This is a genomic window from Planctobacterium marinum (genome assembly GCF_036322805.1).
Taxonomy (GTDB): Bacteria; Pseudomonadota; Gammaproteobacteria; order Enterobacterales; family Alteromonadaceae; genus Planctobacterium; species Planctobacterium marinum_A.
Genome location: NZ_AP027272.1, coordinates 619511 through 644525 on the forward strand (window position 1 = coordinate 619511; position 25015 = coordinate 644525).

The 25015-nt window shown below is 46.5% G+C and carries 24 protein-coding genes; 5 read left to right on the forward strand and 19 right to left on the reverse strand.

Annotated elements, in window-relative coordinates; translation table 11 throughout:
* Positions 1-53: 53 nt before the first annotated feature.
* Positions 54-344: a YebG family protein gene (locus AABA75_RS02720; RefSeq protein WP_338290941.1), complete on the reverse strand. Its 291-nt coding sequence runs from the start codon at positions 342-344 to the stop codon at positions 54-56.
* A gap of 54 nt (positions 345-398) precedes the next feature.
* Entirely contained in the window at positions 399-1361 is a 963-nt protein-coding gene (locus AABA75_RS02725; RefSeq protein ID WP_338290942.1) for a helix-turn-helix domain-containing protein, read from the reverse strand.
* A 119-nt stretch (positions 1362-1480) separates the two neighbouring features.
* On the opposite strand from AABA75_RS02725, the gene AABA75_RS02730 reads away from it, so the two are divergent.
* Positions 1481-1873, forward strand: a complete 393-nt coding sequence (locus AABA75_RS02730; protein WP_338290944.1) for a rhodanese-like domain-containing protein — start codon at positions 1481-1483, stop codon at positions 1871-1873.
* Here AABA75_RS02730 and AABA75_RS02735 read toward each other — a convergent pair.
* From AABA75_RS02735 to AABA75_RS02760, 6 genes are all read right to left on the reverse strand, one after another.
* A complete protein-coding gene (locus AABA75_RS02735; protein WP_338290946.1) occupies positions 1862-2563 on the reverse strand; it encodes a helix-turn-helix transcriptional regulator in 702 nt (233 codons plus the stop codon). The genes AABA75_RS02730 and AABA75_RS02735 overlap by 12 nt on opposite strands.
* 77 nt (positions 2564-2640) lie before the next feature.
* A complete protein-coding gene (locus AABA75_RS02740; RefSeq protein ID WP_338290948.1) occupies positions 2641-3183 on the reverse strand; it encodes a heme NO-binding domain-containing protein in 543 nt (180 codons plus the stop codon).
* Between the two features lie 90 nt (positions 3184-3273).
* The gene (locus AABA75_RS02745; protein ID WP_338290950.1) at positions 3274-4014 is read right to left on the reverse strand and encodes an esterase family protein; all 741 of its coding nucleotides are present in this window, start codon (positions 4012-4014) and stop codon (positions 3274-3276) included.
* Positions 4015-4027: 13 nt separating this feature from the next.
* Positions 4028-5191 (reverse strand): ATP-grasp domain-containing protein, encoded by a 1164-nt coding sequence (locus AABA75_RS02750; RefSeq protein WP_338290952.1) that lies wholly within the window; start codon positions 5189-5191, stop codon positions 4028-4030.
* 63 nt (positions 5192-5254) lie between these two features.
* Complete coding sequence (locus tag AABA75_RS02755) at positions 5255-6331, reverse strand: alpha/beta hydrolase-fold protein (RefSeq protein ID WP_338290954.1); 1077 nt, start codon at positions 6329-6331, stop codon at positions 5255-5257.
* A 70-nt stretch (positions 6332-6401) separates the two neighbouring features.
* The gene (locus AABA75_RS02760; protein WP_338290955.1) at positions 6402-7631 is read right to left on the reverse strand and encodes an ATP-grasp domain-containing protein; all 1230 of its coding nucleotides are present in this window, start codon (positions 7629-7631) and stop codon (positions 6402-6404) included.
* Positions 7632-8020: 389 nt separating this feature from the next.
* Here AABA75_RS02760 and AABA75_RS02765 point away from each other — a divergent pair, with 389 nt between their 5' ends.
* From AABA75_RS02765 to AABA75_RS02775, 3 genes are all read left to right on the forward strand, one after another.
* On the forward strand, positions 8021-9928 hold the full coding sequence (locus AABA75_RS02765; RefSeq protein ID WP_338290957.1) for a CBS domain-containing protein: 1908 nt from the start codon (positions 8021-8023) through the stop codon (positions 9926-9928).
* Between the two features lie 93 nt (positions 9929-10021).
* Complete coding sequence (locus tag AABA75_RS02770; RefSeq protein WP_338290958.1) at positions 10022-10222, forward strand: hypothetical protein; 201 nt, start codon at positions 10022-10024, stop codon at positions 10220-10222.
* A gap of 86 nt (positions 10223-10308) precedes the next feature.
* Positions 10309-11193: a succinylglutamate desuccinylase/aspartoacylase family protein gene (locus AABA75_RS02775; protein WP_338290960.1), complete on the forward strand. Its 885-nt coding sequence runs from the start codon at positions 10309-10311 to the stop codon at positions 11191-11193.
* Positions 11194-11229: 36 nt separating this feature from the next.
* Here the strand turns inward: AABA75_RS02775 and AABA75_RS02780 are convergent, their stop codons facing one another.
* The 4 genes from AABA75_RS02780 to AABA75_RS02795 form a co-directional block, all read right to left on the reverse strand.
* A complete protein-coding gene (locus AABA75_RS02780) occupies positions 11230-11769 on the reverse strand; it encodes a hypothetical protein (RefSeq protein WP_338290962.1) in 540 nt (179 codons plus the stop codon).
* Between the two features lie 133 nt (positions 11770-11902).
* Complete coding sequence (locus AABA75_RS02785; RefSeq protein WP_338290963.1) at positions 11903-12844, reverse strand: S41 family peptidase; 942 nt, start codon at positions 12842-12844, stop codon at positions 11903-11905.
* Positions 12845-12936: 92 nt separating this feature from the next.
* Positions 12937-14433, reverse strand: coding sequence for a S10 family peptidase (locus AABA75_RS02790; RefSeq protein WP_338290964.1), 1497 nt, complete (start codon positions 14431-14433; stop codon positions 12937-12939).
* A 54-nt stretch (positions 14434-14487) separates the two neighbouring features.
* Entirely contained in the window at positions 14488-15231 is a 744-nt protein-coding gene (locus AABA75_RS02795; RefSeq protein WP_338290965.1) for an alpha/beta hydrolase-fold protein, read from the reverse strand.
* Positions 15232-15356: 125 nt separating this feature from the next.
* On the opposite strand from AABA75_RS02795, the gene AABA75_RS02800 reads away from it, so the two are divergent.
* Positions 15357-15758 (forward strand): MAPEG family protein, encoded by a 402-nt coding sequence (locus AABA75_RS02800; RefSeq protein WP_338290967.1) that lies wholly within the window; start codon positions 15357-15359, stop codon positions 15756-15758.
* Positions 15759-15765: 7 nt separating this feature from the next.
* On the opposite strand, the gene AABA75_RS02805 is transcribed toward AABA75_RS02800, so the two are convergent.
* The 7 genes from AABA75_RS02805 to AABA75_RS02835 form a co-directional block, all read right to left on the reverse strand.
* Positions 15766-16893, reverse strand: a complete 1128-nt coding sequence (locus tag AABA75_RS02805; RefSeq protein WP_338290970.1) for a response regulator — start codon at positions 16891-16893, stop codon at positions 15766-15768.
* Positions 16890-18908 carry an ATP-binding protein gene (locus tag AABA75_RS02810; protein ID WP_338290972.1) on the reverse strand — a complete coding sequence of 673 codons (2019 nt, stop codon included), beginning with the start codon at positions 18906-18908 and terminating at the stop codon, positions 16890-16892. The genes AABA75_RS02805 and AABA75_RS02810 overlap by 4 nt, the downstream gene beginning before the upstream one ends.
* Before the next feature lie 125 nt (positions 18909-19033).
* Positions 19034-20332, reverse strand: a complete 1299-nt coding sequence (locus tag AABA75_RS02815; protein ID WP_425325560.1) for an amidohydrolase family protein — start codon at positions 20330-20332, stop codon at positions 19034-19036.
* 24 nt (positions 20333-20356) lie between these two features.
* The gene (locus AABA75_RS02820; RefSeq protein ID WP_338290974.1) at positions 20357-20848 is read right to left on the reverse strand and encodes a hypothetical protein; all 492 of its coding nucleotides are present in this window, start codon (positions 20846-20848) and stop codon (positions 20357-20359) included.
* A gap of 125 nt (positions 20849-20973) precedes the next feature.
* Positions 20974-22683 (reverse strand): adenylate/guanylate cyclase domain-containing protein, encoded by a 1710-nt coding sequence (locus AABA75_RS02825; protein ID WP_338290975.1) that lies wholly within the window; start codon positions 22681-22683, stop codon positions 20974-20976.
* Complete coding sequence (locus AABA75_RS02830) at positions 22662-24392, reverse strand: adenylate/guanylate cyclase domain-containing protein (RefSeq protein ID WP_338290976.1); 1731 nt, start codon at positions 24390-24392, stop codon at positions 22662-22664. The genes AABA75_RS02825 and AABA75_RS02830 overlap by 22 nt, the downstream gene beginning before the upstream one ends.
* A 71-nt stretch (positions 24393-24463) precedes the next feature.
* Complete coding sequence (locus tag AABA75_RS02835) at positions 24464-25009, reverse strand: DUF1285 domain-containing protein (RefSeq protein WP_338290977.1); 546 nt, start codon at positions 25007-25009, stop codon at positions 24464-24466.
* Positions 25010-25015 lie beyond the last annotated feature (6 nt).

A 25015-nucleotide genomic window follows, 5' to 3' on the forward strand; every position in this document is an offset into this window, starting at 1 on the left:
CCTGCAAAGAAGACATTCACGCCATCCATGGCGTTCAAGTCGAACCTATAGGATCAGGCTTTTTTGGATTGCAGGGCGACCACTTCTGCTTTTTCTTCTTCTAACAGGGTATTGGCTTCGGTGCCTTTAAACAGTTTGTTGAGATTGTCCTTGTTTTTGGACAGGGTAATGGATAAGTCTTCCATTTGTGACTCTTCCAGTTTAATGCCTTTGGCTTCCAGATAAATCGCGAGGTTGTCTGCGACCTCCAGCATTTTGTCATATTTATCAGCTTCTTTTTTATCAGTGGTTACCAACTTTTCCACCCCTTTGTGCTCAACGACATACTTAGTGATTACCGCCATAGGTAAGCCTCAACTGTTTGATACTGTGAATATATACAGTCTTTAGTATGGCCTTTAAGCAGATTTTTGCAAGTCTTTATTCTGATCTTTAAATTGCTCGCGATAGCGAGTTGGAGTGATGTTCACCAAGTTACGGAAATGATGGCGTAGAGTCATGGCATTATCAAAACCGGCATATTGGGCCACGCGCTCTATATTGTGCGCTGTTTCCTCTAACAACTGCTTGGCAAGAGCCACTCTTTGTTCTATCAACCAGGCATTGGCGCTCATGTTGAAAGTTTTGCGGAATTTGCGATCAAAGGTTCTTCGGGACATGCTCGCTTGCCGGGCCAGCGTATCGATGTCCAGTTTCTGATCCAGGTTTTCCACCGCCCAATCCAGGGTTTCAGAAAACAGGTTGCGACCCTTGGGTACGGGTTTATCTACGTATTGTGATTGACCACCACTGCGATGAGCGGCCAGCACCAGTCGACGCGCCACTTTATTGGCAATCTCATGGCCATAATCCTGGCGAATTACTTCAATGCCCAAATCTATCGCCGCTGAACTGCCAGCTGAGCAGCCAATTTCGCCATCGTAAACATAAAGCACATCTTCCACGTATTCACAGTCGGGAAACCTGGCAGTGAAGGCATCTTTATACATCCAGTGAGTGGTGGCTTTTCTGGCTCGCAATAAGCCGAGCTCAGCTAACAGAAAGGCGCCAGAGCAAAAGGTGAGTATGCGCTTGCCCTGGTAGTGCATTTTCATAATGGCTGATTTTAACTCAGGTTGAATGGTGCGAGGTTTAGCACTCCATGAAGGGATAACCAGCATGTCGTATTCATTTAGATGATTCACCGATTTGCTCTGTATTTGGATACCGCCTGTAGCGGCTAACAGACCAGATTCAAAACTTACTATTTCGGTTTGATACCAATTCTCAATATCGGGTCGCGACAGAGCGAACAACTCTGTCGCGCAGCCCAATTCGAATAACGCTTGCTGATCAAAGGTCAGGATGGCGACTTTTTTCATGCTTGCCTGCTCAACATTTTGTTTGGCTTAATATTAACGCACTGTGTTAAATAAGTCAGTTTTTTGCTCGTTATTTATTCAGCATACTAAGCTCTGATTAATTTAAATGGAGAATAACTATGGCTTCACCCGTTGCCAGAATTCCTGCGGCATCTGCTACTCGTGCGCTCGCTCATTTTGAGGCGCTGCTGGAGTTTGAAACCGATTGCTGGGATGTACATTTTGCCATCAGCAATCAGCGCCAGGACTTTGTGTTGTTGGACGTCCGGGCTGAATCGCTATTTAGCCAAGGGCACATCGATGGTGCTGAGAACCTGCCCCATGGGAAAATCAGTACGGATACCCTGGCTAAATACCCGGCAGACACCCTTTTTGTGGTGTATTGCGCCGGGCCCCATTGTAATGCCACCGAAAAAGCGGCCATTCGCCTTGCGAAAGCAGGTCGACCAGTGAAAAAAATGATCGGTGGTGTCACTGGTTGGTTAGATGAAGGTTTTGAACTAACTCAGTGAGTTTTTGCATTGTGCATCAATACTGCTGAGATAATGTTGCAGTGAGCATTGGTCATCAGGTTGAAAGTGCTCGGGCAGTGGCGTGATTTGGGAAAAGCTATCAAACAAAAAATTGCGATAGCCGCTGCGCAATTCGCACCAGGCCAGTAATGTCCATTTGCCGAACCAGCCGATGATACCCAATGGCCATAGCGTGCGTTCACTGTGTTGACCTTTTTTGTCACAGTAACACACGCGGATCTTTTGCTGTTGTTCGCAGGCTTTGCGCAGAATCGCATGAATATCGCGGTAGTGATCATCGCTGTGCAGCACTGGAATGCAATAGGGTTGCTTTTCCAGCATGAGCTTGGTGGATTCAGGTAACACGGCTTTAAATTTATCGGTGGCTTTTTGGGCGGCTAATTGCAGGTCGGGATCAGTAAAGGCCTGAGTCATCTGACTCCCTACTAACAATGCCAACGCCTCTTGTGGGGTAAACATCAGGGGCGCAAGTTGATTTTGTCGACCCAGTAAATAGCCCACACCCGGCTCGCCCTCCACATTGACTCCGGCAATTTGCAGTGAACGAATGTCCCGATACACAGTGCGAATGGAGATTTCCATTACATCGGCAATCGCCTCAGCCGTAATAGCAGTTCGGCGACTGGCAAGTAAGGTAAACAGGCTGAACAGCCGTTCTGCTTTTTTCATGACGCTGGTAATATAAACTGGGTGTCGTCGTTGTAGTTTAAGTGACAGAAATACCCGTTTCTGTCAGTAGCCTTGTATTAATTTAAGTGAATATCAAACTTGATAGCGTCTTCACCTTGCCATTGTGCTTCTGACTTGCTGACAGTGCCTTCCGTATTGAAATGTGCCAAAGTGCCTTCGATCAAACCCACGGCTAAATCTTCAAAATGACGGGAAGATTGATAGTACATGGACAGGTGCTTGTCGGAATGCTGTTCGTGGTAAAACTTAGGCAGCTCGGCATCAGGGTAGAGTTTTAATACTTCAACGTGAATATAACTATCAATATTGGACAGAAAATCAAAGGCGTCTTTGGCTTCGTCGAAAAACTGTGGATAGCCCTTTACAAATTGGCCCAACAGGTGTTTGCCAAAAGTTGCCAGTAAGTCAGGTAAAGGCATGTTGCTGGTTTCGCTAAGTGCCACCACCAGGCGCACGATTTCTTGGTGATCATAAGTTCCCACCGTGGTGTAGGCACCATCGTTGGGTAAATCGGCTTTTTCGATGATTTCATCCAGTACGTCATCTGAGAAAACCTCTTCCACCATATCCATGAATTCGGTAAAAACCACACCTTTCATTGCAACTACTCCTTATAGACTTCTGATTTCCAGTATAGACCTGTTAATCATGGATTGTTGAAAAAAACTGTAACCAGTTACTGTTGGTCTCTATGCCAAGATATGAGGTAAAAAATGCACGATTTGTTTGCGCCACCAGGGCCAGTCGTGCTCGACATCGTGTCCCCAAAAGTCAATCCAAGCATCCACTTGCTTGGCCGCTAAAATCCCTTTTAGCTCAGCCGTATCCTCAATCATTTCATCTTCCCATGCCCCTTGGCCCACACATATCACAATTTTGCTCTGTTGGTATCGGGAGATATACCAAGGATCGTTCATATTAGGCAGGTAATCTAAGGGCGAGTTGAAGTAGATTTGCTCTGTGCCGTAGTTGCGGTTCAACACCTTTTTGATGTTATACACACCGCTAAAGGCTAACACTGCATTAAAAATACCCGGCTCTTTAAAGAAAAAATTGGCGGCGTGATAAGCACCCATGCTGCAACCGTGAGTGGCTATACCCACCTTACCACCACAAATTTGCCAGATAAAAGGCACTACCTCTTCGGTAACATAACGGTGGAAAGCTTCATGACGACCACCGATATGCTCATCACTGGCGCCTTTGTTCAGCCAGGTGTCTTTGTCGATACTGTCGATACAGATAAATTTTACTTTACCTTCGTTGATGAATCCTGAGGCGGCTTCGATCATTTTAAAGTCCTCAAATTCATGGAAGCGACCGCCAGAACTGGGAAATACCAAAATGGGCTTGCCATAGTGACCATAAACTTTCAGCTCCATTTCACGCCCGAGGCGCTCGCTATACCATTTGTGATACTCGATATGCATAACAGCCTCCGGTTTAATGCTTGTCTAACATGGCGTGACAAATGGACAGCATTTCCTCTTTGTCATGGCAGCAGAAAATATAACAATAATGGCCCATGGCGCGGGAAAATACTTGCGGTACTTCTCCTTTGTAGCGGATCAGGTGCCCGTATTGTTTCAGGATTTCGTCGTGGTGCATTTTGTAATTGAAATGCAGCTTGCGACCTACATAAGCGCAATAGTGGTTAATGCTAAGATGCTGGGTTGGCTGATTGTGGCACAGGGCATTAGCCCACTCGTCGTAGAGATTGGCATCCATGGCAAAATTGAACATGTCCATAGAGCGGCCACCCGGTGGACGCATATTGACCTCGAGACATATGAGTTTGTTGTCTTTATAACGCCGGAAAAATTCGAAATGAAAAAACTGCATACGCAGGTCGTATTCTTTTAGTAGTTTTTTACCTTCAGTGATCAGGTCTTCTGGAATTTCCCTGTCGTAGTAATAAAATAGATCCAGGTCTTTATTGACGATATCCATGACGCCTGACGAGTAGGTGCAAGACATCAAAAACAGTGGATTGCCATCGTAGTCCACCATGCCGTCAAAGGTGTAAATATCGCCTTCAATAAATTCTTCAAAAAAGAAGGTGCCATCTCCTTTTACCCGCAAAAACTCTTCCAGATCGCCGTGATTGGTTAATCGGTAGGTACCCGATGCACCAACGCCTTTATCGGGCTTGGCCACTAGCGGATAACCGAATTTCTCTACGAAGGCATGGGCCTGTTCAGGATGGTCTACCACGGCGCCTTCCACCACGTTACAGCCTGCCTGGCGAAAGCGGCGCTTCATGTCGGACTTATTTTTTACGTCGGGCAAAATACTTTGATTGATGCCGGGGATATTAAAGTCCGTACGAAGGTGGGCTTCCAGTTCCAGCCAATGCTCGTTATGGGCGTTGATTTGATGGATACGTCCGTGTTTGTGAATCAATGCGGCGACGGCGCGGTATACTTCGTCGTACTTTTCCAGCGAAGTTACCTGGTAATAATCTGACAGATTCGCCACCAATTGGGGCGAGAGGCTTTCGAAGGGCGCGTCAGATAAGCCTATGACATTGACACCGCGCTTTTTCAGCCCTTCGCAAAACAAGTAATAGTTAGGCGGAAATTGCGGTGACAGAAAGATAAAATTCATAACGACCCCTCAGATTAGTACTAATCACGGTGGTAACTTTTCATCGCCACGCGCCTTAGTGAATTATTTGCCGAACATAAACTCCAGTGGTTTCCAGACGCGAGCTGCCCAGGCGGCTTCGTTGTGCCAGGCGCCCTCGTCTTTAAACCACATTAAATTCTTACCTTGTTGATAACCTCGATCTTCCAACACCCTTAACATGTGCACACAGCCAGGCATTAGAGAACGCTCCAGTTCTTTAGTGCCATTGTCCATATAAATACGAGCATTAAGCGGCTGTTTTGGATTGGCTTCCACCATTTGCCAGGCTTTTACATTCACCATTTTTTTACCCCAAAACATGGGCGATAAACAGGCCGCTTGACCAAAGATTTCCGGATGATACCAGGCAGCCAGAAACGAAATTAAGCCCCCCATGGAAGAGCCCATCACTGCGGTGTGCTTTTTACTTTTCAGGGTTCGGTAATTTGCGTCTATCAGCGGTTTTACCTGCTGCTTGATAAAGCGCAAATAATTCCGTCCAGATTCAGTATCAGCGTACTCTTCAAGGCGATCTTCGGTATTGTAAAGCCCCACAATTATGGGAGGGGTGATGCGCCCCTCGGCGGCCAACCGTTCAATGGTTTCATCTATGCGCCAGTCACTGTGTAAAAAGGCGGTGTTAGGGTCAACCAGGTTCTGACCATCGTGCATATACAACACTGGAAATTTTTTACGAGGACTTGCAAGATACGCGGTGGGTAACCAGACGATCACTTCCCGGTCGCGAATACCACTGCCACTCATGTGTCCTAAATAGTCCACTTGCCCCTGGATATGGTCTGGCATAGCGGGTGGATTTTGATGCCAGTGCGCTACCGATAACTGCACATCCATATCCTGGTTTGCCACCACCAGGATATTTTCCTTGGCGGGAAAGCGTTCGACAATGGCTTCTTTTTCCCAGGTGCCATCAGTGATTTTAAATTCCAACCGGGTGCCTGTAGGGACCTCCAGTGAGCTTTTCCAGACGCCATTATCATTGTGCAAGGGCAAGCCTTCCGGATCCCAATTGCCAATATTTTTGTGATTACCAGTAATCCATAATGCCGGGCAAGGTTGTCCGGCATTAACTGCAAAATTAATGGTGCTAGTTGTCATTTTGGGTCGCTTTTGTGTCAAATTTCTCTCACCAGCATATTACGGATAATCAACATTGATCCAAGTGCTTTTAGCGATTATTGTCCTCAACCCATTTGGCGATTAAGCCGCGATAATGAGCAATGAACTGTTCGTGCTCGTGAGCCGGGAAGAGCTCCTGTACGGTAGAGACGATGATCTGGTCAAATTCCTCTGAGCGAGTGAAATGCCACATCACTTCATCAAGATTACTCAACGCGGTATGACGAAATTCCCAATAGCGTTCAGTATCCAGGTGCTGATCGGCGAGTTTGGCATATTCTCTTAGCTTCTCTTTGAAGCTTCTGTCTGAGTCAGCAATGTCATAATAGGGCTTGATATCCATGGTGACATGCATTGGACGCTCGGTGGCCAAACAAAACTGCGACCAGGCGTACAAAGAGGAAATGGCCCATGGGAAGTAGTAATGCAAGCTGGTGAGTGCGATATCCGGGCAGGCGTTGGCAAAATCCATTGGCCAGAGGCGCCCATCTTTATAGATGGCTTCACAGGAATTGAAATCCCAGCGGAAGAAGGCGTTGATCACTTTGGTGGTAAGCAAGGCTTCTTCATTGGTTTCATCGTCTACGACTTTATCGGTGAGCACATAGCGCAAGTGTTGTGGTTGGGCCGGATCGTATTTGAAGCTGCGCACATCGGGGCCAATTCCGAGGCAGCGCACAAACACGTCAAAGTTATCCAGTCCTTTTTGGATGTGCATAAGCTCGGTGTCGGATTCGTGGTAAGCGGCCATCAATTCGGCTTCGTTATCCACTTTAGTCACGCCTCGCCATCCGCCACCATCAAAGGGTTTCATAAATATCGGATAACCGATGTTGCGGGCGATTTCCGGCAAATCAAATAAATCGTGGTAGCGGGCAGCCGTAGTGCTGTATTTTTTGTTGTCGGGACCCACTTTGGGGGGTAAAAACCAGGTTTCTGGCACATTAAAGCCAAGGCGCATCATGGCGCAATAGGCACTGTGTTTTTCCATGCTCTGAAAGGTAAACGGATTATTGAGTAAATAGAGATCGTTCATTAATGCCGCTTTTTTTAGCCATTCGCGTGGCGTAAAGTGCCAGTAGGCGAGGCGGTCAATCACCAGATCATAGCTGGTACCGTGTTGCAAGCTAAAAGGGTGTATGCGCACGCGCTCAACATCCACTTGAGATTGCTTGTTTTGCCAGACAATCTTGCCACCCATCCAACGTGCCAATCCCTCAAAGGCTCTTGGCCAATCTTCCTCATCTCCTAACAATAGTCCCAGTCTTTTGTGGTTCATTTAGCTCTCACTACTCGTTTGGCAATTTAAATCGTATGAATTAAACCTCTATGTGTAGACCTAATTTTCATCGAGTGCAACAGGCTACAGTTAAATGATGACAGAAGGTAAGTTAAATGCTCATCAAGTAACCATATTGTCATCTTTCAGGTTTACCCTTACGTAAACTGAAACCCGCTCTAGCCTTTGTTCTACAAGGGATGTGAGCTTAAAAAAACTTTAACAAAGCGCTTTTTTGTGCGTATAGTCAAAGTACCCCTGTTAGTGTGCATTGAATGTGGTTTTTGCATCGCTCATGAAAATGAAGATTGCGAGCCAATTAAATGTGAACAAGGTCGAGTCGCACTCGCACTCGCACCCAAAGAGATCATAAAAACAAGGAGGCTGGGATGGGCCAGCATGAAGTCAGTATTAATCGTTCCGCAGACGCCATTCGTTTGTTCATGCGTCATTTACTTCGAGATATTCAGGCACTGGAGCAAATGCTGGAAAACGACATGTTCGAAAAGGACAAAAGTCGTATCGGCGCAGAGCAAGAGTTTTTCCTGGTGGACTCCCAAATGCGCCCCGCTTCAGTGGGCCATGATTTACTTACTGCTCTTGACTCAGATTATTTTACTCCGGAATTAGCTTTATTTAACCTGGAGGCCAATCTCGACCCTCAGGAGTTTGATGCCTTGAGTTTGCGCAGAATCGAAGCGCAACTCAAAGAGCTAACGCAACAGATCCGTGATAGAGCCAACGAGATGGGGGCTTATGTTGCTCAAACGGGTATTTTGCCCACCATTAGTAAATCTGATCTCAATCTCAACAATATTACTCCCAAACCGCGTTACCGCATGATCAACGAAGTGCTATGTGGCATGCGTGGTGAAGACAGTCGCCTTAACATTGAAGGCTTAGACGAGCTGATGTTTACCCATGACAACGTGCTGATTGAGGCCTGTAATACCAGCTTTCAATTGCATTTCCAGGTAACACCGGAAGATTTTGCCACTTATTACAACATTGCTCAGGCAGTGAGTGGACCTTTGCTGGCACTGGCAGCCAATAGTCCAATCCTGATGGGCAAGCGCCTGTGGCATGAAACTCGAATTGCTTTGTTTCAACAAGCCATTGATACCCGCTCAGCTAACAAAGCCAATCGCGAACAGGAACCACGTGTCTGGTTCGGCAATCATTGGGTTAAAGAATCGGTTTTAGAGCTCTTTCAGGAAGACATTGCGCGCTTTAGAGTGCTGTTTGCTCAGGACATTGACTGCGACCCGTTTGATGCTTTAGAACGAGGAGAGGTACCTAAGTTACAAGCGCTGTGTTTGCATAACGGTACCGTGTATCGCTGGAATCGCGCTTGTTATGGCATCAGTAAAGGCAAACCCCATTTGCGTATCGAAAATCGCATTTTACCAGCAGGGCCAACACCGCTGGATACCATGGCGAACAGTGCATTTTATCTGGGGTTGTTATGCGGTTATGCTAAGGAAGTGGGTGACATTTCCAAACATATGGACTTTTCCGACGCCAAACTCAACTTCAACAATGCCGCAAAGCACTCCATGGAGACTGACTTTCACTGGTTTAAAGGCAAAAGATACGGCTTCGAAGATTTAATCTTGCAGGAGCTGTTACCGCTTGCTAAAGAGGGGCTTAAAGATCGCGGTATCGACTCAGGTGACATTGACCGCTATCTGGGCGTGATTGAAGAGCGCACCAAACACAACCAAAATGGTGCCATCTGGATGCTGCGCAATTACAACACCATTTTGGATAAGGGACTGAAAAAGGAAAACGCTTGTCGGGTGTTAACTTCTTCGATGTTAAATCGTCAGGCCTCAGGTGAGCCGGTACACACCTGGCAAGATATCACACCGCCAGAAATTAGCGCCATCAAACAGCACAATCAGCTGGTGGAGCAGGTGATGTCTACTGATATCTTCACAGTACACCCCGACGACCTAATCGATCTCGCGGCTAAGATAATGCACTGGAATCATATTCGCCATGTGGCGGTGGAAGACAACGGTAAACTCATTGGCGTGGTATCTTATCGCAGTATTTTGCAAATTTACGGCAAGTACGCTGCCCGCGGTGATGTGCACTTAGTGCCGGTGCAAGAAGTGATGAGTAAAACTACGGTTACCATTACGCCGACGCATACTATCGAAGAAGCGATGGCGCTCATGCGCACACACAAAGTAGGCTGTTTGCCTGTGCTGTCTAAAGATGGCTTGGTAGGAATGCTGACAGAAGCCGAATTGATGGATGAATTTTCTAAGTGGCTGGAAAAAGGCAATTAGCAAGCATTAAAACTGGACTTTTCAGACTATGCATTGCGGGTCTTTTGCGCCTATTATAGTCTTGTTCTGGAAAGTTTATGCTTAGGGAAATATATGGACAACAAGGAAAGTTTACCTCGCAACTGGCTCTTCGGATTTTGCATTGTGATTGCGCTGGGTTGTATATTCAGCGCTGTTTGGACAGCACTTAAAGACGGTGGCAGTTTGATACTTCATCCTGCCTACATCACAGGCATGCTGTTACTATTGGTGAGCCACTGGTTTTCTGCCCGAAAAGCCGTCACCGCAAAATAACTACTGATTTCTATTTTAATTCAGTTGAAGTTTTTCCATCCGTGCCCACTTAATGGGAACGCGGGTTAAATGACTTTGGAGATTTTTTGGAACGCATTTTTGCTGAACTAGATAGTGGCCAACCTGGTCCCCTGGTCATTGTTATAGCAGCCCTGCATGGCAATGAGCATGTGGGGTTTCGGGCAATGGATAGACTGGCGGTAACATTAAAGCACGGAGATTTTATTGGCAAAATCGTTGGCGTGACCGGCAACCTCATTGCTGCTAATCGCAATTCGCGTTTTATCCAGCGGGACTTAAATCGTTTCTTCCTGTCGGACTATCTCAACGAAAGCCATTCTGATGTGCCTGAATGGCATGAGGCAAGGCATTTAATCGATCATATCAATGTCTTGATTGAAGGATACCCGAAGGACCAACCTGTGCATTTATTAGATATGCATTCCATGTCGGGCCATGGCACGCCTTTTACCTGTTTTCCCCACACGCCCGCCAACGAGCGTATTGCTCACTTATTGCCGTTACCAGCCATTGCTGACCTGGTGGAGATACTACCGGGCACACTCACCGCCTATTACGCCGATAAAGTTACTACCACTATGGTAGTGGAATGTGGCCAGCACGATGCTGAAATTACTCAGGTTGTGGGGGAAAATGCCCTTGCTTGCTTTTTACGAGTCACAGGTTGTCTGGTGAATGAGCAGTGTTACCAGGATGCTGAGCAATTCCTGCGTTTCCATGTAGAAGGTACCGATCAAATTTTTACCCGAGTTAAATATCGCTATCACATTGAACATCAAGGTTATTTCGACATGCAGCCGGGCTTTCGCAATCTGCAGGCGATAGACAACGGTCAATTGCTCGCTTTGGACAAAGGCGATGAAGTATTATCGCCATTTGCCGGACGGGTGGTTTTACCCTGTTATCAAAAACAGGGTGATGATGGTTTTTTTATTGCAGTTGATGAGTAATATCAATTGGTATAATACCCATCGGTTTAATCAGTGCTACATGCAATTAGTACCCAGCGGGCACACATAAGCTGTCAATTCGACACTATTGTCTGCCAGGCATTGCGTGTTAACTTCAAAGTTAATGCCTCTGGTAACAAATGTATGATAACCCTCGTTAGACACAGTAACACCAACCTCAAAGCTGGCGCTGTTCAGAGATAAAGGTGCGTACCAGGCGCCCGTCTGGGTAGCGAGGTCATTATCATCTGCAACAATATGGACAGCGTGCTCGACTTTGGTTTTGTCTTCTCCAATCATGAAGATGTCGACAATAGCATTGCCACTGATGAGTTCGCCTGATGTGGAATCATAAACAAACACATTGATAAAAGGTGAACCAAAACCATCACAGACACCTGAGTTGCCACCGTCGTTTTCATCATCTGACGAATCATCATCCTCTTGTTCCGACTGATCATCTGGCGGTGTTGCAGTATTGCCGGTACTAATTGAAAACGATCCATCACCACAAGCCTGCAGAGTGAGGGTAAGTAAAAAAATAGACAATATTTTTGTCAGCACGGAGAGTTTCATATGATCATCCTTGTATTACATTCAAAGGGGGGATGGGTTATTTGTGAGGGTAGGAATATTATACGATGGAACTTAAAAATTACCTTAACGAGGATAAAGCCAAGGTGAAGTCAGGATATTGCACTGTTGCAGTTTATCTGGATGTAATCCAATCAATGGCGTTTTTAACTGGGCTGTCGGCGACTTGATCTACGAGCACCGAGCCGCCTGGTCGTCGTTTGTTTTTGTCTGCCATATACGAAACGGTCAGGGTTAACTGGTTGCCACTTTTTAATGCAAAGACGCGATTAGCGGTTGATTGACCACAGCTGTGTTGACCGAAACTCTTGCTGTTTTCCAGTCCTTGCAATGCAATCAAGATTGCCTCGCCGGAACTGGCAGTTCGTTTGCTGCTTAGTATGGCGACAGGTTTGTTGGTGCTTTTCAGTACATAGCTGCTTGATAGCTGAATCATAATCTGTCGCTTTAAAAAACTACTGTTTTTGTATATGCCCCAAGGAATGGCTTCTCCATCGGGTTTGAAAAAATAACCATGGGTACCATTGCCAAGCAAGGCAGATAAACCGGTGAGCATGGGCCACATATTGCCGCCGCGATTAGTCTGTAGATCCACAATCCAGCCTTTCAGATCAGAGCTATCTTGGGCGAGTATTTGTTGGTTTAGTTTTTCTGCAAATGCCTGATTTTCTGGCCATGAACCTGACTGATAGCTCTGCACTTTGACGTACCCGATGCCCTTTGGGATTTCAATTAGTGGCGCTATTTCTTGTTTGCAATTCAAGTTATTGGGGAAAATGAATCTTCGCGGTGTATTCGAGCGATAGAAGCTATGATTAGTATTCGCTTGCGCCAGTATGTAGTGTATTGCCCGGTACTTCCCTTCGGCGTCATTTTCATTAGTTAACATGGCTCGGGCTGTACTGCTTGTCTCTGGCCAATTAATCGTTTCACGGTTAATAAGGTGTTCTTGCATGAGTGCCAGAATTTCATCCAGCTCGCTTAGCTCGGAGGAGTTGGCGTAAGGCCACACAGAGAGAAAGCAAAGTAACGCACAGGCGGAAATTCGTTGCAGCACAGCAAAATCCTTTTCAAATTACTGTCTGAAAGCGTTTCATTTTTTTACCTGTATTGCAAGCACTGGAGCTTGCAATACAGGTGCAAGTAAGCTTAACGAGCCAAGATGAATTCCCGCACGTCAATTAAGAATTGCGCAAAGCTTGGATGGTGTATGTACATCATATGGCCAGCTTCGTAGTATTTATAAGTCACGCGTTCTGGATCGATACCATTGCGTTGCAGTGCATACTCGGCCCCCAGCAGAGGAGTGGCAAAGTCGTAGTACCCGGCTGCATTAAACACACGTAAGTCTTTATTGCCTCGCATTGCTTTGCCGATATAAGGGGCGACATTGAGATAGGGTTGTCGTCTGCCTTCGCCGTTTAATGACCAGTTCCATTGAGTAACACCACCGATAATGGTGTATTCGCGGTCTGGATTGAATTGCAATCCCTCTCTTACCCAGTGATTAAGTGCGGCGGTATAGCTGCCGTCGATGCCATAAAACGAAGGATCTGTTTCAGGATATTCTCCAGCATTGTCGTATTCTTCGCCTTTAAATCGACTGTCGAGACGACCAAGTGCAACGCCTTCTTCGCGCAAGAGTTCTTTGTTGAAGCGTTGAAAGTGAACCCGCAAGTTCGCTCGTTCAAGGTAGGTTTCACTTAAACCAGTGAAATGTGCCAGTTTACGCTTGATTGCATCACGTTCTTGGCCTTGCAAAGCTGGGCCTAGCAATAAAGCCGGTGCGTACTCTCGCAGTGCAAACTGGCGAGCTGCCTCTACCCATTCTTCTAACGATAGCTCTGTATTTACTTGTTTGTGATACCAGGCTGTAGCGGCCATTGTCGGAAGCTGCACCATATAAGGCATTTCATTACCTTGGTCATACGTGTCGATAGTAAAATCTAATATGGTGGAAATCAGTAAAATACCGTTAATCGAGACATCATCCCAGCGGCCTTCGAGTTCTTCTATTAACGCTGCTGAGCGGGTTGTGCCATAACTTTCACCACCGATGAATTTGGGACTGTTCCAGCGACCATTTTCTCTTAGCCAGATTCGGATAAATTGGGCGATGGACTTTGCATCTTCCTTTACGCCCCAATAGTCTTTGTTTTCTCCTTCGCCCACTACTCGACTAAAACCAGTTCCAACGGGGTCTATAAAAACTAAATCGGTAACATCCAGCACCGTATCAGGGTTGTCCAGCAGACTGAAAGGCGCCGCCCCATCATCTTCTGCATCACTTGGGATCACAATTTTTTTCGGGCCAAATACACCCATGTGCAACCACACTGACGCCGAGCCCGGTCCCCCGTTAAAAATAAATGAAACGGGGCGAGTCGCACTGTCTTTCACATTATCTTTTATATAACTCATAGAGAAGATGTGGGCAGTTACATCGCCGTCTTTGTCCTTCAGCGGGGTTTCGCCTGCTTTTGCAGTAAAAGACATGCGCTGGCCGTTAAAGGTGCCCTTGTGCTGAGTGATGGACATAACGGGGTCGGGAATTGGCTTAGGCTCTTTTTCACTGGAAAAAGTACTTGCCGTATAGCAAGCCGCCAGCAATAAAACTGCGCGTAGGGAGAGATGACTCCGTCTCATATTGTTATACCTTTAATGGAGTTGGTGACTGCAGGAGTATAATCGCTAAAACGATTAATACCCAATAACGTGACTGAAGTGCTTTATCGTGTGTTGCTTCCAGGCGTTCCAGTCGTGTATTGATTCCTTACCCCATATATCGCATGAAACTTTGAGTCCTTTGTGCTGCATGATTTCGCCCAACTGCACGGTTTCTTCGAGACAACCATCCTCATAGGCTCCTTGACCACAGGTGAGGATAAACTCACATTGTGCGCGCACCTGTTCCAGCACTTCGCCGTCCATATTGGACAGATATGCAATGGGATTGTTGAAATAGATATCCTGGTTATTGAAACCATGAGTGAAACTGGAGACTTCGTAGCGACCACTCATACCGAAACAGGTACTGAATATGTGGGGATATTTCAGGGTGTGATTAACCGCGTAATAGGCCCCCATGCTGACTCCTGTGGTAGCAAGGGGGAGCTTATCCATGCGGCAATCGTGGTAAATCCAAGGCACGATGTGATTGATAATAAAGTGCTCATAAGCCTGATGCCCCTTTATAAAATCCGCCGGGTGGGTGTGTTTGTTATTCCATGTTTGTGAAACGTTACTTTCTGGGCAATACAGCTTTACTTTACCGTCATTGATGAGGGGGGAAAGCAGGGCAATCATACCTTCCGCTTCCCACTCGTGGGCCATACCAGAAGCGGAGGGAAACACTAAAACCGGTTGCCCATAATGACCATAGCTCCACATGTAAAATTCACGGCCCATAAAATGATTAGAAAATTTGTGAAAGCTCTTTTGCATGGGGGCTCCGGCAGTGTTTGCTGAATTTATCATATCACTATGAATCACAAGTGGGGATTGCGCCAGTCTGTCAGGCGCAATACACTGGAATTGATTAAAACAAATCAAAGAAAAGGATGTGCGTTATGCTATTAGCGATGTTTGCCATGGTGCTATTGACCTTGGTAGTGGGGGTGATCACTCTGTCCAGCCGTTTTAAAAGTGTAAGAGCGGGGGATGTTAAAGCGCGCTATTACAAGTTGATGCAAGGTCAGGAGTTGCCTGAATACGTGGCCAAAACCGGACGCAATTTTAACAATCAATTTGAAGTGCCAACGCTGTTTTATGCCGCTGCTATATTGCATATTGTGTTGCAGTTGGAGCAGGGGGTGGGTTTGTATCTGGCCTGGACATTCGTCGCACTGCGCTACTTACACGCTTTAATACACTTGAGCTACAACCATGTATTGCACCGCATGTTGAGCTTTTTTGCGGCCTTTTTTGTGGTGGTGGCCATGTGGATAAACCTGGTAGTGGCCACCTTGTAGCTTCACTCTAGTCTACTAGTTGTTTGAACTTTGCCACGATGTTCTCCAGCGCGTTCTCCAGTTGTGCGTTCTGGTGAAACAGCGTGGTGGATTTCTCCTGTGCGTCGTTGAGCAGGTTCAGTATGCTGTTTTCCTGTTCATCTGTCAGTCCCAGGCCTACAAACGATTCTTCCACGCCTTGCACTAAGTCATCTAGCAACGCCACATTTTGTTTTTCAATGTCTTGTTGGGTCTGATGAATGTAAGCCAGCGCTTCGTTCGCTTCTTCGATGATGGCGGTCATGGATTCGGAACGCTGCTCTGCGGCTTTGGCTAATTGGGCCATGGTTTCTACTTTTTCGGTAGCCCCTTCTGAAAGTATGGCCAGATAATCCCTCAAGCGACCTGCTCTTTCATCATCTTGTACTGGCATATTTTTGATAATAAAGCTCACCAAACCGTTGTTAATGAACAGTCTCTGGCCATGCTCAGAGAGTCTTTCCGGCATATCTGCAATTCGACCTAATAAAGCTTTTTCAACGGGGGACACCTCGCCAGCAGTACTGTAATGATGCACTTCTTCCAGTATCCTGATTTCGAATGACGCTTGTATCGAGTAGCCATGCAGACTATTGATAATCAGACTTGCCAGTTCCGCTTCGGATTTGGATTTAAAACTGTTGCGTAAAAACTCTAACACCACACTCAATTCGCCTGAGCTGGACATGGCCGTCATGGCCACCATGGAGGCGTTGCTGGCTTCATCCTTGAGGGCCTTTTTCTGGCTCTTGCTAGCGATTAACTTACTGACTTTACTCAGTAATACTTCGGGCATAATCGGCTTAACGATATAATCGCTACCGCCCAGTTCATAGCCCTTCATAATTTCTTCAGTGGAGTCGTTAGAGGAGACGAAGATGATATCTACTTCTTCATTTTTCGTGATGAGCTGTTCACAGGTCTGATAGCCATCAAGACCCGGCATATTGACGTCCAGTAGCACGATATCCGCTTTGATTTTATCCATCATGGCAATGGCCTGCTCACCATTTTTTGCAGCAAGCACTTTGAATTGTCCACTGATTGCAGACATAGTGATTTGTAAATCGGCGGCGGAGTCATCGACGACCAGCACTGTGGCGTTTTTGTCAGTCACTTGGGTACCTCGTGAAGAATAGCTAGCATGTCAGAACAGCTTTGTTCCATTTCATCATAGTCGAAATTTTGCAAAGCGTTTTGCAAAGTCTGAACATGAGATGACAGCGCTGGATGCATTGGCATGCTTTGCAATTGCTTTAAACCTGATTCTACTTCGCTCAAGTCTACGTAAATGTGTTGCACAATATTTTCAATGCAGACTTGGGTCTTGTTAGCGTCGAATATTCCTTGCGGCGATCCATCACTCTGAGCTTTTTCATCGAGGTTGAGCCTGTTGCGCAGTGCTTTAATAACCTTGTCTAGTTCGCAAAATAAGTCCGTGAGTTTATCTTGCTGTTGTTCTTGCCAGGCGTTACTCAGCGTGGCGTTCTTTAAGCTCTTTTCCAGAGCTGCGCTGTATTCCGCGACTTTTAAAGCACTGATGTTACCGGCACTGCCTTTAAGTGTGTGTAGGGCTCGCTGCACTGTTTCGTGATCAAGAGCTGCTATGGCGGTTTGCAGGGGTTCAACAAACCCCCGGTACTGCTCCACAAACATAGCAAATACCTTGGCAACCAGGTCTTCGTTTTGCATTAACCGCTCAGTAACACCAGGCAAGTCAATGCCATAAAGCTCCTCAACCTCTTGTGATAAATCAGATTGAATGGTTTTTTCATGATGCGTCATTCCAATGTCATGGGCCAAATAAGACGCCAGAGCCTTGGCAAGTGTGGCCGAGTTAATGGGTTTGGTAAGGTGCTCGTCGGCGCCTGCTTCAAAGCTGCGTTTTAGGTCTTCTGCCAGGCTATGAGCTGTTAACGCCAAAATGGGCAGAGTAGCGTTGGGGCGTCCGGATTGGCGGATGGTGCGCATCGCTTCAAGCCCATCCATGACTGGCATTTGAATATCCATTAATATCAAATGCGGTGTGCTATTGAGGAACAGATCAACGCCTTTTTTACCATTTTCAGCAATAATGACTTCCACATTCATGGCGCGTAGTAAATCGCTGATAACCTGTTGATTAATGATGTTGTCTTCTACCAGCAAAACGGTTTGCCCTTGAAAGCGTATTTGCGATTCAGTTTGCTCTGTGGAACCCGCCATAGAGGCGAGCACTTGAGCATGCTGCTGCATCTCTTCTGAATCTTGAGCGAGAGGCAAGGTGACACTCACTTTCGTTCCCTGATTGAGTGTGGATTGTAGTGTTATTGTGCCACCAAACAGGTGACAAATCTTCTGACAAAGGGTCAAACCCAGGCCAACACCGCCATGCAATCTGGTTAGGGATTCATCTGCCTGGGTAAACAGGTTAAAGATATCCTTTTGTTGCTGTTCGCTGATACCAATGCCTTGGTCTGTAACCACTAGGGTGAAACCCGCCTGCGAGTAGCTCAATATCAACTCTATCTTGCCATTCTGCGAGAACTTGATGGCGTTTGAGAGCAGATGGGTCAGTAGTTGTTTGATTCGTTGTGGATCGCCTCTTAACAAGACTGGCAGTTGCTGTACCTGAACTGAGACGGTGAGTGCCTTTGATTCGATATCTGATTGAAGCTCTTGCAGTACCTGGTTGGTCAGCTCAGTGGCGCTGAAAGGCACATTCAACAATGTGACCTTGCCATTGGAAAGTTGGCTTACATCCAGCACGTTGTTGATGAGTTGCACTAGCTTTTCGCCGCAGTTTTCTGCAGTGTCGGCCATGTACAATTGTTCTTCAGTAAGCGCGGTCTGCTTGAGCAGATTGAGCGAACCGAGAATGCCGTTCAGCGGCGTTTTTAACTCGTGGCTTATATTGGTCAAAAACTGGCTTTTTGCTGTGGCCAATTGTAGCGCCTCTTGCATGGAGCATTGCAGGGCGCGAGTGCGTTCCTCAACCAGGGATTCCAGATGCTGAGTGAGGTCCTTTAATTCCTTGTTGCTGTTAAACAAAGCCAGACTTTTCTCTTCCAAAAGTTGCTCAGCCTGTTTACGGGCATTTTTCTCTCTAGCAAGACGCAGCTTGAGTTTATTGATTTCAGGATTGTCCGTCATTGGGCGCATTACTGCATAAGGTTATACACCAAAGATAGACGCATTAGTGGCAACTTTACAGTTTCAATAGAAACAAAAAACGCCCCAATTGTGGGGCGTTCTCAAAGGTATAAATTGTCAGTGAGTCAATCGGCGGTGTTCTTGTAGACTCTACCGTCCTTCATAACAAAGATAACATTACCCATAGCGTTGATATCTCGCAGTGGGTCGCCTGAAACGGCGATAATATCAGCTAACTTTCCAGCTTCCAGAGTGCCTAGCTGGTCATCAATATTAAGTAGTTTAGCGCCGTGGTAGGTGGCACTGCGAATGGCGTCCAGGGCTGGCATACCAGCCTCAACCATGTAAATGAATTCTTGCCAGTTATCACCGTGGGCGGAAACTCCGGAGTCGGTGCCATAGGCGATATTGACACCTGCCTGGTAGGCATTGCGAAAGGTATTCTGGATTAATGGACCTATTGCTGCTGCTTTCGGGCGCACCATATCAGGGAAAAAACCGTCTATTTGAGATTTTTCCGCCACCCACTTGCCTGCCAGCACGGTGGGCACATAATAGGTACCGTATTGTTTCATCAGCTCCATGGTGGTTTCATCCATATAGGTGCCGTGTTCGATGGACGAAACACCCGCTTTGATGGCTCTTTCCATGCCTTCTTTACCATGGGCATGTACGGCTATTGTCATACCATAATCTTTTGCCGTGGCAACGATGGCCTCTAGTTCATCATCCATAAATTGTGGGTTTTGACCATTTTTTGCCAGGCTCAGCACCCCACCTGTTGCCGTTATTTTGATGAGATCCGCACCGTCTTTGTATCGTTGTCGCACGGCTTTACGGGCATCGGCTATACCGTTTACAACCCCATCTCTGGGGCCCGGGTCGCCCATCAACTGCTTGTTGTGACCATTAGTTGGGTCAGCATGACCGCCTGTTGTCGCAATGCTTTTTGCCGCAGTATAAATGCGAGGACCAACAATATCACCGGCATTAATGGCGCGCTTTAGCGCTACGGTTTCGTTGTAGCGATCACCCAGGTTGCGCACCGTTGTAAATCCCGTCATTAATGTCACCTCAGCATACTTTACGCTTTTCAGTGCATAGTCGGCTTCGTTTTTAGTGAATCGTTCAACATAGCTGCCCGGTCCATGCTGTGATGAGATATGTACGTGCATATCCATCAGTCCGGGCATCACGGTGGCGTCCTTTAGATCAATGAGCGTGTCTTCGAAGTCAGGAGTGGAATAACCGCTTTCAATACGCACAATTTTATTGCCGTCTATAACAATCGTGGAGCGAAATAAGATTTCATCGGAATCCGCCGGAATGATTTTACCGGCATGAATAAAAGTCAGGGCCTGGGATTGGCCACAGGTCAAGATAAGCACGAGTGCAATCAGTTTATGCCATATACGATTTTTCAAACCAAATCTCCGAATAGTTAAGCGTTACCGTATGTAAATGGTTTTGCGTTTTAAACGCGCTATTTGCCAGATAAGTAGTACCAGAAACAGTACTAATATCACTAAAAAGGTTTTGTGTAGAAGCGGATCATCAAAGCTTTTTACCATTGGCTCTGAAAGCGGGAAACGGGTTAGCACCTCTGTTGCCGCTGGAATAAGATGGAAAAGTAAAGTGCTGCTCATGGCAACTAGTTGAAAGTAGGGGGTAAGTGTGCCAAAAATCTTGAAAAATGACAGTAATATCGCCACAAATAGCGCAGCTAACGTTAAGGCAGCCAATCCATGGGCGATGTTAAATCCCCCGTGATTAAAAATAAAAAACGAGGTAGCAGCGGTAATGGCAGTAGCCAGCATATACAGCTTGCCCAAAGGATGACTAATCGCGATTTTCTGAAATTTGATAATCAGCCAGGCCGCCGCAAAAAGTGCAAAAAGCCCAAAAAGAGTATGGAAAATACCCACCACAGATAACGACACTACGTACTCCCGTAAATTGGCACCAGGGGGGTCACATCTGATTGCCGGAATTGATTCCAGCGGAAACGGTATCAATAGCGGGCAAATAAAGCAAATTCGGAGACAACACAATTGCTAACCCGCGTTTATTTCGCTCTTGCTATACAATCCAGATAGTATTCACATAGGTTGTCCTTGGGGATTTTGCTGAGAAATTCCTCAAATCCCGCTTTGGCCGTCTCCAGGTCATCGTTTAAATAGGCCACCACTGCACTATCCGCTTGTTGCAAGGCAGCAATGTGTTGTTCGGTAAAGGCTTCTTTGTAACCGAGCAGATTGTAAACTCGCGCCGGCGGGGCATTATCTGTTTCGTCTTCAGGAGGCAGTTGTCCTGCCAGGCGAAACATAAATTCATCCCCAGCTCTGACTTTTGTCGCCTCGGTTACCAGAATTTGAGTGCCCAATTGCTTGTTCATCTGTTCAAGCTGTTCAGCAATGTTGAGTGATTCCCCAATGATAGTAAAAGAGCGACTTTGTCTGGTACCCACGTTGCCCACCACAATTTCCCCGGTGGCAATACCGATTCGGATATTGATATCGGGTAAGCCTTTTCGAATGCCAACCAAGTCCGGTAGATTAAGTCGTAAGTGATTTAACTGGTCTAATTGCTTCAATGCACCGCGGCATGCGAGGCGCGCAATACCGGAGGGCTCAGTAAAAGGTGCGCTCCAGAAGGCAACAATGGCATCGCCAATGTATTTATCCACGACTCCATCAATTTGCAAAATCGCATTGCCAGCCAAGTTGTAGTATTCGTTGATCACGGCTACCAATGACTCGGGTGACAGGGTTTCACTGAGCTTGCTGAAATGAGCAATATCCGAAAACAAGACGCTGGCCTGTTGCCTGGTGCCTTTGAGATATTGGGGGTATTCGGTGAGTAGTTTGATTACACGTGGGTCCAGGTACTCTTGCATCGAGGCGCGTAATGTTTCTTTTTTATCTACATCACGCATTAGCTGGTTAAAGGAGTGGGTCAGTTCACTGATTTCATCGTGGCTGCTAATGGCAATTTGATGCTGATAGTTCTCAGCCAGCAATGCATCGGTGCCCGAAATTAATGCTTTTAAAGGCCTGACTACACGCTTAGAAATAAGTGCAGCCAGTACAATACCACAAATGGTGGCGATGATACTGAGCAGTAAATTGAAGTACAGCAGTGCTTTGTCTTGCGCTTGAATTTTAGCAACACTGGTTTCAGTGATAGTCACCAGTTCGTGTAATAGTCTATCGATTCGATTGTTGAATATGGTTTCCAGACGCTCCAGCCGCTCGTCCAGAAGACGACTTTTCGCAAGTTGTTGTTGCTTGATTGCCTTGACCAGTGATTCGTATAAGGTGGCAAATTCCAGGTGGTCTTCTGCCAGCATGCGTAACTCGGGTGAGAGTCTGGCCAGCGCGATAATGTCTTCTTTTATCTGTGTCTCTCCAGTGGCTTGTTCCGACAAAACTCGAGTTTCTCTTATTTGAGTTTGAATAACTTCGGCAAGTTGTAGGATTTGTCCCTGTTGTTGCTCTATGGCACTGGTGTTTTCCGGGCGTTCCTGAATCAGGCGCAGCATTCGCTCAAAGGCAATTTCTTGTTCCAGCACATGGGCATAAATGAGCGTAACTTGTTTGTTGATGGGGGAAATGAACTCGGCTACGTCCTGCACTTCCTCCTTAATAATGGTCATGCGCAAATAGTTGCCAGTGGCAACCACTATCAGCAGTGACAGCATAAGCAGACAGATGCCATAGATTTTGGCGCTGAGTGGGATGTAGATGCGATTAATCATTTTTGCCCAATCTCCCATTGGATAAGCCTGTCCTCGTGGCTGGCTTGCACTGATAGCTGTTGGCACAGTTCGATAAACTTAACTGTCACCGAATCCTCTGGGGTTTCTAGTAAATATTGCTGAAAGCCTTGTGATGCAGCTGCGAAATCCCGTTGTTCAAACTTGTTGAAAGCCTCATTAAAAATCGCTAGGGCATTGAGCTGGCCTTGCGACAAGTCTTTTTGATAGCCCATCAGATGCCAGGTTTTTATGGGATCTTCTTTGCCTGGTACTTTCACCCAGCCCAAAGGACGCACGACAAATTTATCTGACAAGGATTGCACGATTTCATCACTCAACACGGCATTAATGGCAAAAAAGCGCGCTACCCCTTTAAGTCGACTGGCAGCGTTAACTTCATCGCCGATAACCGTAAAAGCTCGTGCTCCGGAAGGCCCCATATTGGCCACCACCAAATCACCGGAGGCTAAACCTGCTCTGAATTCAAGCTCGTCATTTGCAAAAATGTGGGGTTCTGATTGCGCCAGAAAATCTTTAAATTGACCAACACCTTGAATCTGGGCCAACAACATGTGGCAGGCGTGATCCGACTGCTGTTGTTGCTCGGAGAATGGGTGAGTCCAAAAGCTGAGAATTTCGGTTAGGGTAAAGTTTAGTATTCCCCGGTATTCACTGCTGGCTGACAATTGAATTTCCAGGTAGCGATTGATCAGCATAACCAGTTGTTCCGGATTCAGAGCACCGGAGCGTAACGTCAATCCTTCCAGGTTTGACAAAATTACCGTGACTCTTTGACGCTCACCGTCCAGGTTCACTGAAACGACATTAGATTCCAGTTGAGATATCAGTCTTGGATCCAGGTATTGACCGAACATATCTTTAAATTGTTCTGAGCGGCGCAAAGTCGTCATGGCCAGATTAAAGCGAGACGTTAACAGCGCAACTTCGTCGTTGCTTCGCGCAGTTACGTCTTGATAGTCTTTTGCCTCCAGAGCGCGGCAAACCTGCTCATTGAGTTCTCGCACAGGTTGACTCAACTTGCGGGACAGGAATCCAGCGTAAATTAGCCCCACCAGGATGGCGATCACACTGAGTACCAAGTTTTGCCAGAGAATAGCCTCTTGATGGCGCTCAGCTTGTTGTGCCGTGGTGATCGCAAAGTTTTGTAGATGACTCAGTACATTTTCTGCATCTCGATTTAATTCGTTTTCGGCTGTGGCCAGCTTCAGTTCCACTTCTTTTACGTTGGTGAGAGTTTCATCGTCCAGGTGTTGGATGAGAAATACTGCCCGTTCGTGGTACTGGTGATTTTCTTCCCGTACTTTGATGACTCCTTCTATCGAGTTACCGGTTAAGGTGTCAGATAACCATACAGGCATGGCGACCAGCGCTTGCGCCAACAGCTGCTCTGCCGCCAATAAACTGCGGTTGGCTCGTTGAAAATGCAGTTCTAATTGCTCACGCTCGTGGTCAACACTGTTATTGCTGGTCTGTGGAGAGTGGTACAGCTTGAGTAAGCGTTCAACGTGAACTTCTTGTTCCAGCATGTTTATGGTGGCTTCGTCTATCAACCGAACAGTGGGTAAAATGTGCTCGGCAAGATATTTGACCTCGGTATTGATAGTGCGAATTTTCAGATGGGTGCTGATAGCAATGATCAGTAACAACAGCAGTACGCTCACCGAAATGGCGAATATTTTGGTGGTAATACCGACAGTGGGCTTCATAGCATGTCCCTGATTGATATTGCTTCATGCTATATGGTTTTTGCAGCGGATGCACTGCTAGCTTGGTGGTTTTATAGGTAACCCAAAGCAACCGGGTAATCACCGCTGAAAACTTGCAGTATATCTATACTTTTTCCGTCGATAGAGTGTTTGCTTTCAACACCGGATTCTATCAGCTGGTAATAGACATTTTGATGCAATCGCGCCCAAAGATTTCTGCGCACAAGCACATAGGGTAACCAGGTTTGCTGCGCTTGATTAAATCTGAGTTCTACCGGATTGTCGGGGCTGGCAACCAGCTTATCGCCTAATGAGGTTTGTAAAACTAAAAACTCATTTTCTTGTTGCCACTCGGTCACGATGAAGGGCACATCTTCAACTTGAATACCGACTTTTTCTACGGGGGTTACCAGAAAATAACTGTCTTGCTGCCGTTTTAACACCGAAGCAAAGAGCTTTACCAGTGGCAATCGACCGATGGGAGAGCCCATGTAAAACCATTGACCATTTTGTTTTATTAGCAGGTCGATATCACCGCAAAATGCAGGGTTCCACTTTTCTACGGGAGGGTTTTGGCCCTCCTTGTGAAGACTTTTTTGCAGTGTTGTCAGGTCCATAGGACG